Origin of the sequence: Xenorhabdus bovienii, assembly GCF_024721015.1 — a bacterium.
GTDB lineage: Bacteria > Pseudomonadota > Gammaproteobacteria > Enterobacterales > Enterobacteriaceae > Xenorhabdus > Xenorhabdus bovienii.
The window spans coordinates 1-15,923 of sequence record NZ_JANAIF010000010.1 but is presented as its reverse complement, the minus strand read 5'-3'; the positions used below and the strand labels follow the sequence as shown (position 1 = coordinate 15,923).

The window sequence follows — 15,923 nt, the reverse complement described above, 5'->3', positions numbered from 1 at the left end:
TCAACTATCGAACAGGGTGAATAGCGAAAATAATTAATCGTTATAATTAGAAAGCAGATTGATAATATACCTGAGCGAATACTTTCGCTCAGGGGAACTCTGTCATATTCAGGAGTCTCTCCTTGATGGAAAATATTGCGATTATTGGGATGGGGTGCTTATTTCCCGGTGCAGATACCCTTGAGAAATATTGGGATAACTTGCTGCGGGAAAAGGATTGCACCACACCCTTATCTGCTCTGGAACTGGGCGTTGATCTGGACTGTTATTATTCTCCGGTTGCAGGTAAACCGGATACAATTAATTATGTTAAGAATGGACATGTCCGGGATTTTCATTTTGACGGCAAAGGATATCACTTGCCGGAAGAAGAATTAAATTCGCTGGATAATTTATTTAAATGGACTATTTATTCTGCGGAGCAGGCATTGAATGACAGTGGCTATCGTCAGAATAAAAAAGTATTAGAAAAAACCGGATTAATTCTCGGTAATATTGGTATGCCGACTCATTCAACCAAACGATTAATGAGTCCTTTTTATCAAAAAATATTACAGCCTTATATTCAAAAATTAATTGGGCGCCCTGATTTTCATTTTGATTCGGTTTGGCCACCCGCAAATTATTCTGACCAGAATTTAATTACGGGTGGGCATAATGCTACGATTGCAGCGTTGGCTCTGGGATTATCGGGTCCTCGCTATTGTCTTGACGCTGCCTGTGCATCAGCACTATATGCCATCAAACTGGGAATAGATTATCTCTTCAGTCACAAGGTTGACATGATGCTGGTCGGGGCGATTTGTCATACAGACCATATCTATATCGATCATGGTTTCAATATGTTGCAGGTATTCCCTGCAAAAGGGGAATCCATTCCTTTTGACAGATCATCCAAAGGGGTGAAAGCGGGTGAGGGAAGCGGCATTGTTGCCATAAAACGCTACTCTGATGCGATACGTGATAATGACAAGATTTATGGTGTCATTGAATCGATCGGGTTGTCCAACGATGCGGGTGCCAAACACTTATTGGTACCAGATATACAGGGGCAGCGCATCGCTCTGGAGCGCGCCTATCGGGATAATCCGCAGCGTGTTGATTATGTTGAATGTCATGCGACCGGTACGACCATTGGTGATCAGGTCGAACTCTCGACAATTGAATCCTTCTTTGGTGAGCGTGGAACAATACCATTGATTGGTGCCAACAAAGCGATCAATGGCCATATGCTCACCGCGTCAGGTATGGGGGGGTTACTGAAAGTGCTGTTGGCCATGCAGCATAATATGATCCCTGCTACCCCGCGTGTCGAACAATTGGTTTTGACACAAAAAGGGCTGCTGAACATTGATCACGTCGTGCGGGAAGCCAAGCCCTGGCCTGTCAGCAATAGACCTAAGCGTGCCGGCATTAACGCCTTTGGTTTTGGTGGGGTCAATGCGCACATGGTCATTGGTGAAGATACACCTGAACGGCGGGCGGCATGCACACAGGTGAAGTTGGAGAACCGTCAGAAAATTGAGCGTCTGTCTATCGTCGGTATTGGTGTGCATATGGCGAAAACCGAAGATGGCAAAACGCTGGATCAGACATTGCAGCAAGGGATACAGCATTTTTACCCACTGCCGAAAACCCGCTGGATTGGCATGGAAAAGCGTCACGATGTCTTGGCAATGCAGGGGATAAGCCAGCCGCCTTTAGGCTCTTATATTGAAACGTTTGAATTTGACTGCAAGCACTTCAAATTGCCGCCCAATGTGGTAGGTGCGCATTTAAGCTGCCATATGTTCTTGTTGCCCATCGCGGAACGTGCCTTTATTGATGCGGGTTATACGCTGGATGGCAGTAAGCGCAATATCGCCGTCATTGTAGCAGGAGGCGTGGACTATAGCTCTTTGCGCTATCAGGCACGTAATGAAATTAGTTGGCAACTTAGCCAGAGTTTGGCCAGCAGAGGTATTCATCTGTCAGAAGAAGATACCGTAGCCTTGCAGGAAATCGTCAAAGATGGTCTGTTTCCTAAACCTTATCCTGAAGGTATTACTGGCGGTATAGGTAATATTGTAGCAAGCCGTTTGGCGGCTCATTTGAAGTTGAATGGCCCGGCGTTTACGCTCTATGGAGAAGAAAATTCCCCGTTCAAGGCACTGGAACTGGCTCAGTTCATGTTGAGCAGACAGCATGTTGATGCCGTCATGATTGCCAGCAGCAGTTTTGGCGGCAGTCTGGAAAATGTGCTGTGGGATCATCAATCTAATCACGGTAACCAAATCGTTGGCGATGCGGGTGGTGTGATTATCCTTAAGCGCGAACAGGATGCTATTCGTGATAATACACCTGCTTATGCTGTACTGGATGGGCTCAGCATCACCTATATGCCTGATCACTCTATTGATTTCAGAGGAAACGAAGACGCGATTCTGGCGGCGGCTAGATCCGGATTAGAAGCGGCAGGTTGTACAGCCGATCAGATTGATTACATTGAACTGTATGCGGGTGGGAAACCAGGCGAGATCGCCGCTGAAATGTCTGCATTAGGTCGGGTTTATGCTTCACAAAATAGACAACTGACCGCCACCATCGGCACCGTTAAGGCCAACTACGGACATCTGTTTATGACCACGGGCCTGCTTGGAATCATCAAATCCGCGTTACAGCTTACACAGCGATACTTACCGGCACTGCCAGATTATCCGCAGCATCAGGAATTGGCGCATTATGCAGAAGGGAAATTCCAACTGCCGGCTCATACCCAATCCTGGCCTGCACCGGCAAAAGGTCCCCGTCGTGCAGCAATCAGTCACTTGGGTATTGACCGGGCTTACAGTCATGTGATCTTAAGTGAACCACAGAGCGGAAAGCGCGCTCGCCCAACGAGTCGTCCAGAGTCAAATCAGGCAGGTTTAAAAGTTCTATCGTATACCGCAAGAGAAAAAACCGTTGAAGAGTTAATCCTCAATGAACAGACATTGGCTCGTTTTGCGTCATTGGCTGCGGCTGCGCATGTCAATATGGCGGTGACACCGGCAGATGCCGAAACAAAAGTGGTATCTCCCGAAGTATCAACCCTGAATATGTCATTGCCGATGGAACTTAATCACTTCATACGCAATGCCCATACTCAACTGCATTACCTGCAATTGGAGCAGACGTATTATCAGTTGCTTAAACAGCATCTGGCAGAGCTGCCCTTAATTCAGTCTAAAACCACAGAATCCGCATTGGTTGCTCAATCCACTGCCATGCCGATATCATCATCAGTTGCTCTGCAATCGCCAGAAGTCCCGAAAACATTGGTTGCACCGACGAAAAAGAGAGTGACAACCTCACCCGCCGTTTTCGACGAGCAGCAAGTTCTGGAATTGACAGACGGTAGTGTAGAAAAAGTTTTGGGTGCTGATTATGCAGAAGTCGATAGCTACCAGATACGTACGCGTATGCCATCACCCCCTTTCATGTTTGTTTCGCGCATTACGGCACTTTCTGCCGTCAAAGGCAAGTTAGAACCCTGCTATATCGAATGGGAATACGACGTGCCTGAAGATGCGTGGTATGCCGTGAATGGTCGTGTACCATCGTTCGTCGCGCTGGAATCGTCCCATGCGATGATCGTGGCGTTTACGGTGATTGGCTGTGACCTGATGTTCAAAGGACAGCGCTGTTACCGTGCGGTGGACTGCAATACCACGATTTACAGCGAGATGCCGAAAACGGGAGATGTGTTGCGTGGACGCGTCAATATCACCTCTGTTGTGCGGGTCGGCGGCTTGACTTTAGTCGCTTATGAATATCTTTGCTATGTGGAGGAACGTCTGGTGTTCCGGCTGGTGGCCAACTCCGGTTTCTTTGGCCGCAAAGAAATTGAGAACGCAGGTACCTTTGATACCAGCGCATATTTCGCCAAAGGCAAAAATAGCATTCCAGCAAAACCCTTTACACCGTTGCTGCACTGTGATCGGACAACATTCAATGAGCGGGACATCACTAACGTCATGAATGGTGATCTCGCTGCCTGCTTCGGGTCGCAGTATCAATATAACCGGGAAGGCAAATTATGCGTCCCGGATACCCGCATGTTAAGTCGGATCTTGAGTGTCGATACGGTGGGTGGCGCATTCGGTTTGGGGCAGATTGTGGCGGAATTAGATATCGATCCCGCACATTGGGCATTCAAAGCTCACTTCAAGAACGATCCGGTTATGCCGGGGACTTTACTGGTAGAAGGCTCTGAACAATTGATGAAGTTCTATCTGTTCTATCTTGGATTGAATTCACAGCCTGATCTGGAAGCGCATACGCTGACTGAACATACATCCGGTGCTAAATTCCGTGGTGAAGTGAAATGCGAACGGGATGTGGTGCAGTTCCGGCTGACCTGTAAATCCGTTGATGCTATCTATTCTGATGACAAGCTGGAGTCTATTACTTTGTTTTTTATTGCGGAGACGCTCTATCGCGGCAATGTGGTTGGCGTGAGTGACAACATGGGCGTGAGATACGTGCGACGCAAGCCACACCAGATCATTGCGGCAGAACTGAAACAGGAAGCTTTAAAATGAGTCAGCGCTTATCTGTGAATAAATCGAGCCATCAACTGACAGCGTTACCGCTAACGATAGGGATCTCCCACTTGCAGGCGCTGGCGACTGAACTGCGTGTTGTGAAGGTGGGTGAATCAATATCACTGTTATTGCCAGATGACACAATAGCAGAACAGACGACTCTGCTTGGTCGCCTGCCAGCAGTGACGGCAGGCAGTTTGGGAGATGCGGGTTTCATGGCGGATTATGGCGTGAATTATGCCTATTACGCGGGTGCGATGGCAAATGGCATCCACTCTGAAGAAATGGTTATTGCACTGGGAAAACAGCGCATTCTTGGAATTTTTGGTTCAGGTGGCCTGCGTATTCCACGGATTGCTGAGGCGATTTCCCGTATCCGGCAGACATTGCCCGAAGGTCCATTCGGCGTCAACCTGCTGCATAATCCCGGTAATCCTGAATGGGAAATGGCCTGTGTACGCCTGTGTATGGAAAATCAGGTGCGGGTGATTGAAGCTTCGGCCTACATCAACCTTAGCTCGGCGCTGGTCTATTACCGCGTTAGTGGTCTGGTACAACAACCTGATGGCACTATCTTGCGTCATCATCGCCTGATTGCCAAAGTTTCCCGTCGCGAAGTTGCTCAGAACTTCCTGCGGCCAGCGCCGGAAAAGATTTTGCAAAAATTACTGGTAGAGGAGCTTATCACACCTGAGCAGGCAGAACTGGCTCGCCAAATACCGATGGCAGATGATATCACGGTAGAAGGGGATTCAGGGGGTCATACTGATCAGGGCGTGCTCGCCTGCATTTTCCGCTCAGTCGTCCAGCTACGGGATGAAATCGCAGACGAAACTCAACATGACTATCAGGTGCGGATCGGCGCGGCGGGCGGTCTGGGAACACCTCATGCCATTCTATCCGCTTTTGCTCTGGGCGCGGCTTATGTTGTCACTGGCTCGATCAATCAGGCTTGTGTGGAAGCCGGCACATCCCGCGCGGTGAAAAAAATGCTAGGGCAGGCTCAAATTAATGATGTTGCCACTGCACCCTCAGCGGACATGTTTGAACTGGGGGCAAAAGTACAGGTACTGAAACAGGGCAGTATGTATGCTGTGAGAGCGCAAAAATTGTACAATCTGTATAAACAGCACGACAGTCTGGACACCCTGCCTGTACAGGAAATCGCTCTGCTGGAGAAACAGATATTCCACAAACCACTGACAGAAATCTGGCAGGAAACTATTGCCTATTTCCAGAGTATTAACCAACTGGACATCATTACTAAAGCGGAAAAACAGCCGAAGACAAAGATGGCGTTGGTGTTCCAATGGTATCTCGGCCAATCATCCCGCTGGGCGATCACAGGTGATCCAGTACGCAATCTAGATTACCAGATCTGGTGTGGTGCGGCGATGGGTGCCATGAACGAATGGCTGCAAGGAACGCCTTTTGAAGCAGTGGAAAACAGGCATGTCAGCGACATTGCCCAATTGCTGATGAAGGGAGCGGCCTATCTCACCCGCATTACCCTACTTGAATTATTCAATATTGCTGTGCCTGAGCAGATTAAACGGCATCTACCGTTGCATTTCTACACGGGCGGGGAAAATTCCCAGCCAAATGAATTTAGTCATGAACAATCTAACGACGATCTTGCTGACCACAGTCAGGTTGATGATCGTCATCTTAACTTAATGTCAATTCAAAAATCACAGGTGAGGAGTAAAGAACCTATGGACGCTTCAACAAAACTCGTATTGGATAATTCAAAGGACTTTTACAAAAAATGTTGGGAGCTGATGCCTGGTGGTACGCACTACAACTTTGGTGATCCTGAGCGCCCGCTGGTGATCCCTTTCAACCGTGGGCGCAATTCCCGTGTGTGGGATTTGGATGGTAATGAACATCTCGATCTGTTCTGTAAATTTGGTGCATTGCTGGTTGGACACCACAATGAGGCTTATAACCAATCCCTGATCGAATACATGGGTAAAGTGACTTCGGTTGATACCTGCGATCTGGAAGTGGGTGTTTGCGAAACGTTGGTTAAACATATTCCCTGTGCAGAAATGGTGCGTTTCTGCCTGAGCGGGACAGAAGCGGTACAGAATGCGCTGCGTCTTGCCCGTGCTTTTACGGGCAAAAATCGCTTCATCCGCTTCCACGGCCATTACCACGGTAATGCCGACAATATCATGGGCTGGCGTAAAAAGCAGGATCTCACTTACCCCGTGCCAGAGCAGTTCAATGGGGACCTGCTGGATACACTGGGACGTGACCCCAAAATCATGGTAGACCAAACGTTCATGTTGCCCTGGAATGACATTGATGTTCTGACGGCGACTATTGAACGTTATCACAATGAAATCGGCGCTGTTCTGATGGAACCTCTCTGCATCAATGGTGGCGGGATCTTCCCAGAAGAAGGCTATCTGGAAAAAACCAAAGCATTGTGTGAAAAACACAACATTGTGCTGATTTTCGATGAAATCATTACGGGTGTTCGTTTGGGACTGGGGGGAGCACAAAAATTACTGGGTGTGACGCCACATCTGGCGACCTTTGGGAAAGCCCTTGGCGGCGGCTCTATGCCAATCTCTGCCATCGTCGGTCGTAGTGACATCATGAACCTGTACACCCGCGGGAAAGTGATCCATGCAGGCACCTTCAACGGTTACCCACTGGGTCTGGCGGCAATTCAGACGACCTTTGATTTGATTGAACGAGATCCCGGCTGCTATGACCGTATGGGGAATATCATGCGTCAGATCTCCGACGTGTTCGTGAAAGCGGCCAAAGCGGTTGACCTGCCACTGGTCGTACAAGGAATGCCAACCGCGCTGGTTTATCACTCCCAGAGCACACCTGTTAGTTCTACGGAAGGCTACAGCGATAAAGTCAAATTCTGCGACATCATCATTCGTGAAATTTCCAAACGCTATGGCATTCAGTTCTCACCATTGTCTCGCATGTACTCTAACCTGTTGATGTCACAGGATGACGTGCGTTTCTTTGAAGAGAGGATCTTTGATGCGATGGTAAATGCTCGCAAAGTCATTGATATCGCATTCAAAGAAGGAATTGATGCATGAGCCGACAAATTGCTGTCGTCACTGGGGCAGCGGGGGGATTCGGCACAGCGATTAGCAAGGTGTTGCTGGATATTGGTTATCTGGTGGCGGCAACGGATGTCAGTAGCCAAAAACTGGCGCTCCTGAAGGAGCGTCTCGGACACCCTGAATCCCTTGCAACCTTTGAAATGGATGTAACGGACTTAGCCTCGGTAGAACGGGCGGCGCAACAGATTGTTGAAACATTCGGTGACACCATTACAGTGCTGGTGAACAACGCCGGCATTATTAATCGAGCATTCTGTCTTTCTGGCCAAGGGTTTAGTGAGACAACCAAGGTTATAAACGTCAATTTGATAGGTGCCTTCAACAGCACATCAATTTTTGTTCGCTACATGGCGTGCCTGAAATATGGGCGCATCATCAACATTGCCTCGGTTGCCGGCATTTGGGGAGCGGCAGGCAGTTCCGCTTATGGCGCTTCAAAAGCGGGTCTGATCTCTGCGACAGAATCCTGGGGGCGTGAATTGGGTCCACTGAATATCAGTGTGACAGCCGTTGCTCCAGGGGTCTGTAAAACCGACATGTTGGAGCAGTTTGTGGAATCAGGCCCGATGGAGTCGGCGGGAGAGGATAAGGTTGTACGTTCCATTGTTCCGGTAGGGCGTTGGGGAACGCCAGATGACGTGGCTGAAGTTGTGGGATTTTTGGCGAGTTGCAAAACTAACTACCTCAATTCCGCAGTGATCCCATTGGATGGCGGAATGCGTGTCGGAACGTTATAGCCGCGCAGGGGAATAAAATGTTAGTAAGATCAGGCGCTTTGCTGCCTGATCTCATACTTTCGCCGCTATGTGATGACTTTTAGGGGATAAATATGTTCGACCATAATAAAAAGGACGTCAGTAGTATCTTGCTTACCGGTGCAACTGGCGTGATGGGGGGAAGGATCCTTCTGGAAATTCTGACGACGACGGATATTGAGGTTTACTGTCTGATACGGGCAGAAAACAGCCAGCAGGCAATAGAACGTCTGAAAGGTATCTTGTTTGCTTACGATCAGGAAAAACAAAGTGAGAACACTCATCATCGGATTATTCCGGTACTGGGGGATGTCTCTAAAAAAAGATTGGGGCTGACACAAGAGCTTTACTGCGAACTGGCTGACAAAGTTGACCGGGTCATTCATTGCGCTGCTAACGTTAGCCTTGTGGCATCTTATAAAAAGATTGCGCCTGTTAACGTGCAGGGTACACAGCATGTGATTGATTTCTGTCTCCAGGGCAATGTAGCGATGTTGCATGCTTCCAGTTTCAGCATGGCGGGGGATTGCCTGTATAAGGACGGTTTTGTCCTGCATGAAACTGATCTGGACGTGGGGCAACGATTTGATGACATGGATTACGAACGCTCCAAATTTGAGTCCGAAAAAATTATTCACAGTGCCGGAAAAAAAGGACTGAAGTGGGTGATTGTGCGCCCGGGCAACATTTGGGGAGAAAGTACGAATGGGCGTTACCCATTAGCGCATACCAAGGTCAAGGGCATCTATTACGAAATGGTTAAAGCATTGGTGGAAACTGGGCTGACGTTCAATGCACAGGACGATTTTGATATCACCCCTGTGGATTACGTGGCGAAAGCCTCGCTGTATGCCATTTTCAATATCGAGAAATTTAATGGGAAGACGCTTAATCTGACTAACCCTAACCCGATTACGTTCAATGACATCGTCTCTTTCCTGCGCGATTTTGGTTATCGTATTGATACCATTAACATGAATGATTACATGGAAGCGCTGGCACAAAACCGCCTGTACCGTTATGGCCAGCCTTATCGCTCGGTCTTTACCGATCTGCTGGGGCTATTTTACTCCGGCATGGAACTGACCGAAAAAGCCAAATATTCCACACAACTGACAACTGAATTACTCAGTGGCAGTGGAATTCAGTGCCCCCTGTCGGATAGAACGCTACTTTTCCATTACTTCAATTACCTGATCGAATGTGAGTTTATTGCGCCGCCACAACAGCAGGGAGAAAGGGCTGAAATACGGGAAGCATCTGTACGGGGGAGCTATCTGGAACAACTGTTTGATGCTGATTTGTAATGAGGATATACGATGCGGTATGGCTGCATCTGGATCCTGATCTTTTTCAAGGGTTGTTTATAAAACAATCGAATAACAGACAAGTAATGACAGAAATATGGGTTAAATCGGAGCTTTCAATGATTGAACAAAATCTTAAGGTGACGTTGGTTCAAACCGATTTGGTTTGGGAAAATGCGGAACAAAACCGTGAACATATCGAACGGCACATTGCTCAGATCACGGGTAGTGATCTGATTATCTTACCGGAGATGTTTACCACGGGTTTCAGCATGAAGCCACAGGCCATTGCTGAGACAATGACAGGGCCAAGTATTCAGTGGATGAAAGCGATGGCTGCCAAGAAAGATTGTGCCATTGTCGGCAGCATGATTATCACGGAAAACCAGCGCTTTTATAACCGTCTGCTGTGGGTTAATCCCGATGGCTCTGTCGCTCATTATGACAAAAAGCATCTCTTTACTTTCGCCCAAGAAGATCACGAATACACCGCAGGCAATGCCCCGCTGGTGGTGAATTTCAAGGGTTGGAAAATCGCTGCCTTTATCTGTTATGACCTACGTTTCCCCGTCTGGTCGCGTAACGTCAATGGTCATTATGATGCGGCGATCTACATCGCCAGCTGGCCAGCAAGACGTTCGGCTCACTGGTGCTCGCTCCTTCAGGCGCGCGCCATTGAAAACCAGAGCTACGTTATCGGGGTTAACCGTGTTGGGCAGGATGGCAACCAACTAGACTATGACGGTCACACTATGTTGATCGATCCACTGGGTGAAGTACTGCTGCACGAAATGAATCACGAAGTGGTGAAAACCGTGCAGCTGTCACTCTCCCATGTGCAGGGTGTCAGGGAACGTTTCCCATTTCTGAAAGATGCTGATCCCTTTGTTTTGAACAACGATGTGTTAGGAAGTGATGCATAACGCAACTCTGCATTGTTGAAGGAAGATGGCTACTGCCGCCTGTTTCACCTCGTTGAAAAGGGGGGCAGGTGCATTAGCCATCATGATCGTATTGTTTGGGAACGTCGTCCTGATGCTGAATCAAACTCACTCCATACCTAATAGATTTCAAGTTGCAGCCAACAAAGCCGCAACTTGAAAGATGAAAGGTATAACAATGAAATTTGCCGGAGGTCGTATGCATATGCAAAAACATACATTTCAACCCAAAGCCCCCCTGGAGCAAAAACAGTTGAGATTGACTCAGACACTGCATCAGGCGTTTGAGCAGAAGGTACAGCGCTATCCACAGGCTATTGTGCTGAATACTGAGAACGGGCTGGGGCTGACTTATGAGCAGCTTAATCAGAGAGCCAATCAACTGGCGCATTATATCCTGCAAATCAAGCAGCAGATGGGGGAAACGGACGCCTTTTCACCCGTTATCGGCATCTGTCTGGAACATGATGAAGAGATGCTGGTATCCATTTTGGCAATCCTGAAAGCGGGACTGGCTTACCTGCCCATTAACAGCACCCATGGAGCGGAGCGAATCGGTTTTTACATTGAAGATGCGGGTATCGAGCTTGTCATTGGCGTCTTGCAGTATCAATCACTGTTTGATGAAAGTAAGGTAGATTACCTCTGCATTGACAGCGAAAAAGCCTTTATTCAGACCATGCCATTACATAACCCGGATGTGAGTATTCATTCTGACCCATTGGCTTGTATCGTCTACATATCTAAGACTGCCGGTGTCTCGAAAGGCGTTGAAATATCCCATACCAGCGCGATGCGACTGAGTGCCATGAGATTGCTTCGTGTTGAGAAACATCATCTTGATTTGACAAAAAATAACTCGACAGAAAATGACATTTGGACACTGCTTGACGCCAGTACTTTTGAAGTTCACACGATGGGAAAATGACGCTACCAATATTTATGTCACACTCTTTAGTGAGAGCACAACTTATCACCAAATGAGATACAGAGAATTTTATGGGTATTCAACACAACGAGAAAGTGATTGAGTTTGAACAGGTCAAGAAGCACTACAAGGACTATCAAGCGCTAAAAGGAATTTCTCTGGATGTCTATCGCGGAGAATTCCTTGGTCTGCTTGGCCCGAATGGAGCGGGTAAAACGACACTGGTCGAAATACTGGAAGGGCTGAAAACGCCGGATTCAGGCTTGGTTCGGGTATTAGGCAAAACCTGGCAGCAGGATGCACCTTACCTGCGTCAGCACCTCAGCGGCGTCTTACAGCAGACCCTGTTTATCGATAAGCTCAGTGTAGAAGAAACACTTAACCTGTTTGGCAGCTTTTATGGTTGTTCACGCAAACGAGCGCAGGAGGTTATGGAACTGGTCGAGCTGGAAGAAAAACGCAAAACCTATGTGGAGGGATTATCCGGTGGTCAGCGTCAGCGTCTCGCATTGGGTGTGGCCATCATCAATGAGCCGGAAATCCTGATCCTGGACGAACCCACTACCGGGCTTGACCCACGCATTCGTCATGATACTTGGGATATCCTGCGTAAACTCAACCGTGAAAAGCACTCAACTATGATCTTAACTACCCATTATATGGAGGAAGCTGAATATCTCTGTGATCGCATTTGTATCATGAACAAGGGAGAAATTATCACACAGGGCAGTATAGATGAGTTGTTGAAAAAACACTGCGATGGCGATCTCATTGAATTCCGTACCCATTTTCCTGACCGCCTGCAGGCACTGAGTCAACATGCTCAAGTCTTAAACTATGAGTACGATGAAAGAAAAGATAAGATCTGTATGCTGATTGAAGATTCCACTAGTTTTGTTGCTCATCTTTTTGAGTTTGCCAAACAAGTCGAGGCTGACATCATTGAGCTGATGGTCAGGAAGAAAACGCTGGATGACCTGTTCATAACTCTGGCCGGGAGAAGATTACATGAATAGCGCACTGCTCAACTTGATGAATACGCAATTCCGGCAATATATCCGTGAGCCGGAAATCCTGTTCTGGTCGTTCGGTTTCCCTCTGTTACTGGTCTGGCTACTGGGGGTTTCGTTCTCCTCTCAGGATATTCCCGAAAGAAAAATCGGCATCGTGCTGCCTGTGGAAGCCGTACAACAGCAGCAAATGAAACAGTGGGGAGAGCAGCTGACTGCGCAGGAGCACATGATCTCAGGGATTATTAATAAAGAAGAGATCAAGCGTGAAAGGTTGGTTAAAGTTCGGTACAACATCACCTATTATCCCGATCATGAGGCCGTCGTGCGTGGGCTGAAACGAGGGGATATCCAGATGTTCATTGAACAGGATAAAGAGAAAAAACGCGTCCATTACCTTGATCCACAGAGTAGTGACGCCTTATTGACCTATTACCTGCTCAACCAGCAGGAAGGAATAGAGTCTGAAAAAAACCTGTTTATACTGGAAACCCCGGGACTACGCTATGTGGATTTCCTGGTGCCGGGCTTGCTGGCAATGGCGATTATGGAGACTTGCCTGATTGCGGTTGGCTGGGCACTGGCGGAAAAACGTATCACACGGGTCACTCGTCAGATGTGCATTACCCCGATGCGCAAATCCACGTTTTTGCTGGCGCATATCCTTTCCTGCCTGTTGATCAGCATTACCGAGATATTAATCATCTACCTGTTTGCAGACCTCTATTTTGATGTAGAAATACAAGGCTCGTTTTACGCCTTCCTGCTCTTGATGCTCACGGGGAATATTTGCTTTTCCGGTGTGGCAGTGCTGGTGGCATCCCGCGCCCGCAAAGCCCAAACCGCGAATGGATTGTTGGAAGTCTCCATTTTGATTCAGATTTTGTTGTCAGGGATCTTTTTCAGTTACAAAAACTTCCCGCAGTGGATGGCGAATATTATTGAGTACCTGCCATTAACCATTCTGGCCGACAATATGCGCAAAGTATTTATTGAAGGCGGTGATCTATTGCAGGTCGTACCCGCAGCGATTATCTTGAGTTTGATTGGGATTGTGACATTTGTGTTGGGTATGAAGATATTTCGCTGGTATTGAAGTGATTATTATAAACATCCGGCGGATGGTTTGCCGGATGTTTATTTTCAAAACAGATATATGTCAATCCAACGACAATTGTTGACGCAACTGGGCTATTTGCTCACGCCATTGCTGTTGCAATATCGGTTTCTGGTGTGCGGCCTTGCGTTGCAAATCCGTCGCCAGTTTTTCCTCTAGTGAAATCAGCTCTGCCAGTTTCATTTCGTCATCATCAGAGAGCATTTCCGATGATGGTACGAGAGAAAACGTAGATATGGATGCGCTGTCCGTTTGTGTATTGCTATTGGCGTGACGGATTTTCTGATATACCGCATCCAAATCGTGGTATTCCGTTAAACGCTGGCCATCAATATACCAATAACGGTTACAGCTTTGCTCAATCAATTCACGATCATGGCTGACCAGCAATAATCCACCAGCGAACAGCCGGATTTCATCGCGAAGCGTATTTTTACCGTCCATATCCAAATGGTTGGTCGGTTCATCCAGCATCAATAATGAATATTTCGCCAAACTCAGGCCGATGAATAACAGTCTGGCGCGTTCACCACCGCTCAGTGATGCAACAGTTTGTTGATGGCGCAAATACGGAAACCCAGCGCTGATCAACGCCATTTTCCGCTGTTTGTCTATCAGCGCAGCAAACGGTTTTAAGGCATCAGACAGCGTATCACTATCGGACAACTGTGCCAGTTTCTGGTCGTAATACCCAAGATTGACACGCGGATGCAGTACAAGAGGACTATCCGGCAGCGTCAGAGCCTGAGATTGCGATTGTGCCAAAATCATTCTTAACAGAGATGATTTTCCGGTTCCGTTCGCTCCCATAATTGCAATGCGATCACCGCTTTTCACGGACAAATTATCCGTCATATATAGTGGTGGACAGGACGGTGCAGGGCTCACTGTCAGTTGATTGAACGCACACAGGCGATCTGCACGTAAAGCATCACCGGTCAGTTTCAACCGCCATTGGCTGCTAACGGCCAGTTCAACCTGACAGTCCTGCAGGCGATCGACGTGCTTCTCCATTTGTTTGGCTTTACGGGAAAGCGCTTCGTTATCGTACACTTTGCCCCAGATAGCCAGACGTTTGGCACTGTGCGCGATGCGATCAATCTCTTTTTGCTGCGCGTTATGACGGCGTTCATCACTGAGATCTTGTGCTGTCTGCGCTTCACGGGCTTGTGAGCACGGAAGACGATAGAGAGACACATTACCGTCGCGTAATATCCAGGTGCAATTCGTTAAGTGATCCAACAGCGTATTGTCATGAGAAACTAGAATAAAACTGCCACACCACTGTGTTAAAAATTGCTCCAGCCAGAGAATTGTCGGCAAATCGAGATGGTTACTTGGTTCATCCAGCAATAATAAATCTGGATTAATGATAAGCGCCCGCGCCAGTAATAAGCGCGTATGCTGACCGCCACTAAGTGCTGAGATCGCCAGATTGTGCTGCTCCGGCTGAAACCCCATTTCACTTAACAAAATTTCCGCCCGCCAATTGTCCTCAATTCGTTGTTCTGCGGGCAGTTTATCCAACACAGCCTCAATCAGCGTCATACTGTGCAATGTAGCCGGTAAATGCTGTTCGATGTAGGCCAGAATGCAGTGATTTGCCAGTGTTACGGTTCCCTCATTCGGTGATAATTGGGCAGAAAGTAATTTCAGTAGCGTACTTTTTCCACAACCGTTATACCCGATCAGACCGATTTTCTCGCCTTTATTAATGGCGATAGAAATATCGGCTAACAGTGGAGTGTTACCGTGATGGAATGACAGATTTTGGGTTGATAATAATGTACTCATAGCTTACTCAAATTTTAGGCGTGATAACGCCTTGGGTCATAAAACGCGATAACCCTGTAAGCTGAGGAAGAGATATTAAATTGGTAAAAACTTCGCTCAGGCAGGATTAACGCAATGCGTTAGTGGATAAGCCTGAGTGCTGACGATTACCAAAGAAATGTGAATATTCAATCACATCACTTAACATCATAATTAACCTCCTTTTCTTCTCTGTGGGTAAATGGATGGATAGGTTATAGCATCTGTAATTAAAGTAGACAACGAGAACCTGTCTAAGTTGGCTTAAGAGAAAGAGCAAAATCGTGTGTGATTAGCCACGAATTTGGCGTAAGTAATCAAGAAAAATTAATTGCAAATTTAGCACCATAACCTTCCAATAGAGTATTTAGCTCATACTCCACGGTA

General features: G+C 47.5%; 9 protein-coding genes. 8 read left to right on the top strand and 1 reads right to left on the bottom strand.

Features of this window, described 5'->3' with window-relative positions; genetic code table 11:
- Window positions 1–125: 125 nt before the first annotated feature.
- From NXS07_RS04640 to NXS07_RS04605, 8 genes are all read left to right on the top strand, one after another.
- Window positions 126–4,562, top strand: a complete 4,437-nt coding sequence (locus NXS07_RS04640) for a polyketide synthase family protein (RefSeq protein ID WP_258086275.1) — start codon at window positions 126–128, stop codon at window positions 4,560–4,562.
- A complete protein-coding gene (locus NXS07_RS04635) occupies window positions 4,559–7,639 on the top strand; it encodes a PfaD family polyunsaturated fatty acid/polyketide biosynthesis protein (RefSeq protein ID WP_258086253.1) in 3,081 nt (1,026 codons plus the stop codon). Before NXS07_RS04640 ends, NXS07_RS04635 begins: the two co-directional genes overlap by 4 nt.
- Window positions 7,636–8,403 carry an SDR family NAD(P)-dependent oxidoreductase gene (locus NXS07_RS04630; protein ID WP_038192254.1) on the top strand — a complete coding sequence of 256 codons (768 nt, stop codon included), beginning with the start codon at window positions 7,636–7,638 and terminating at the stop codon, window positions 8,401–8,403. The genes NXS07_RS04635 and NXS07_RS04630 overlap by 4 nt, the downstream gene beginning before the upstream one ends.
- A 92-nt stretch (window positions 8,404–8,495) precedes the next feature.
- The gene (locus NXS07_RS04625) at window positions 8,496–9,728 is read left to right on the top strand and encodes an SDR family oxidoreductase (protein ID WP_038218795.1); all 1,233 of its coding nucleotides are present in this window, start codon (window positions 8,496–8,498) and stop codon (window positions 9,726–9,728) included.
- A 119-nt stretch (window positions 9,729–9,847) separates the two neighbouring features.
- Window positions 9,848–10,651 carry an amidohydrolase gene (locus tag NXS07_RS04620; protein ID WP_038192263.1) on the top strand — a complete coding sequence of 268 codons (804 nt, stop codon included), beginning with the start codon at window positions 9,848–9,850 and terminating at the stop codon, window positions 10,649–10,651.
- 196 nt (window positions 10,652–10,847) lie between these two features.
- On the top strand, window positions 10,848–11,597 hold the full coding sequence (locus tag NXS07_RS04615; RefSeq protein ID WP_038218798.1) for an AMP-binding protein: 750 nt from the start codon (window positions 10,848–10,850) through the stop codon (window positions 11,595–11,597).
- Window positions 11,598–11,668: 71 nt separating this feature from the next.
- Window positions 11,669–12,613 carry an ABC transporter ATP-binding protein gene (locus NXS07_RS04610; protein ID WP_038223553.1) on the top strand — a complete coding sequence of 315 codons (945 nt, stop codon included), beginning with the start codon at window positions 11,669–11,671 and terminating at the stop codon, window positions 12,611–12,613.
- On the top strand, window positions 12,606–13,703 hold the full coding sequence (locus tag NXS07_RS04605) for an ABC transporter permease (RefSeq protein WP_238125657.1): 1,098 nt from the start codon (window positions 12,606–12,608) through the stop codon (window positions 13,701–13,703). The genes NXS07_RS04610 and NXS07_RS04605 overlap by 8 nt, the downstream gene beginning before the upstream one ends.
- A gap of 63 nt (window positions 13,704–13,766) precedes the next feature.
- Here the strand turns inward: NXS07_RS04605 and NXS07_RS04600 are convergent, their stop codons facing one another.
- The gene (locus NXS07_RS04600) at window positions 13,767–15,518 is read right to left on the bottom strand and encodes an ABC-F family ATP-binding cassette domain-containing protein (protein WP_258086252.1); all 1,752 of its coding nucleotides are present in this window, start codon (window positions 15,516–15,518) and stop codon (window positions 13,767–13,769) included.
- Window positions 15,519–15,923 lie beyond the last annotated feature (405 nt).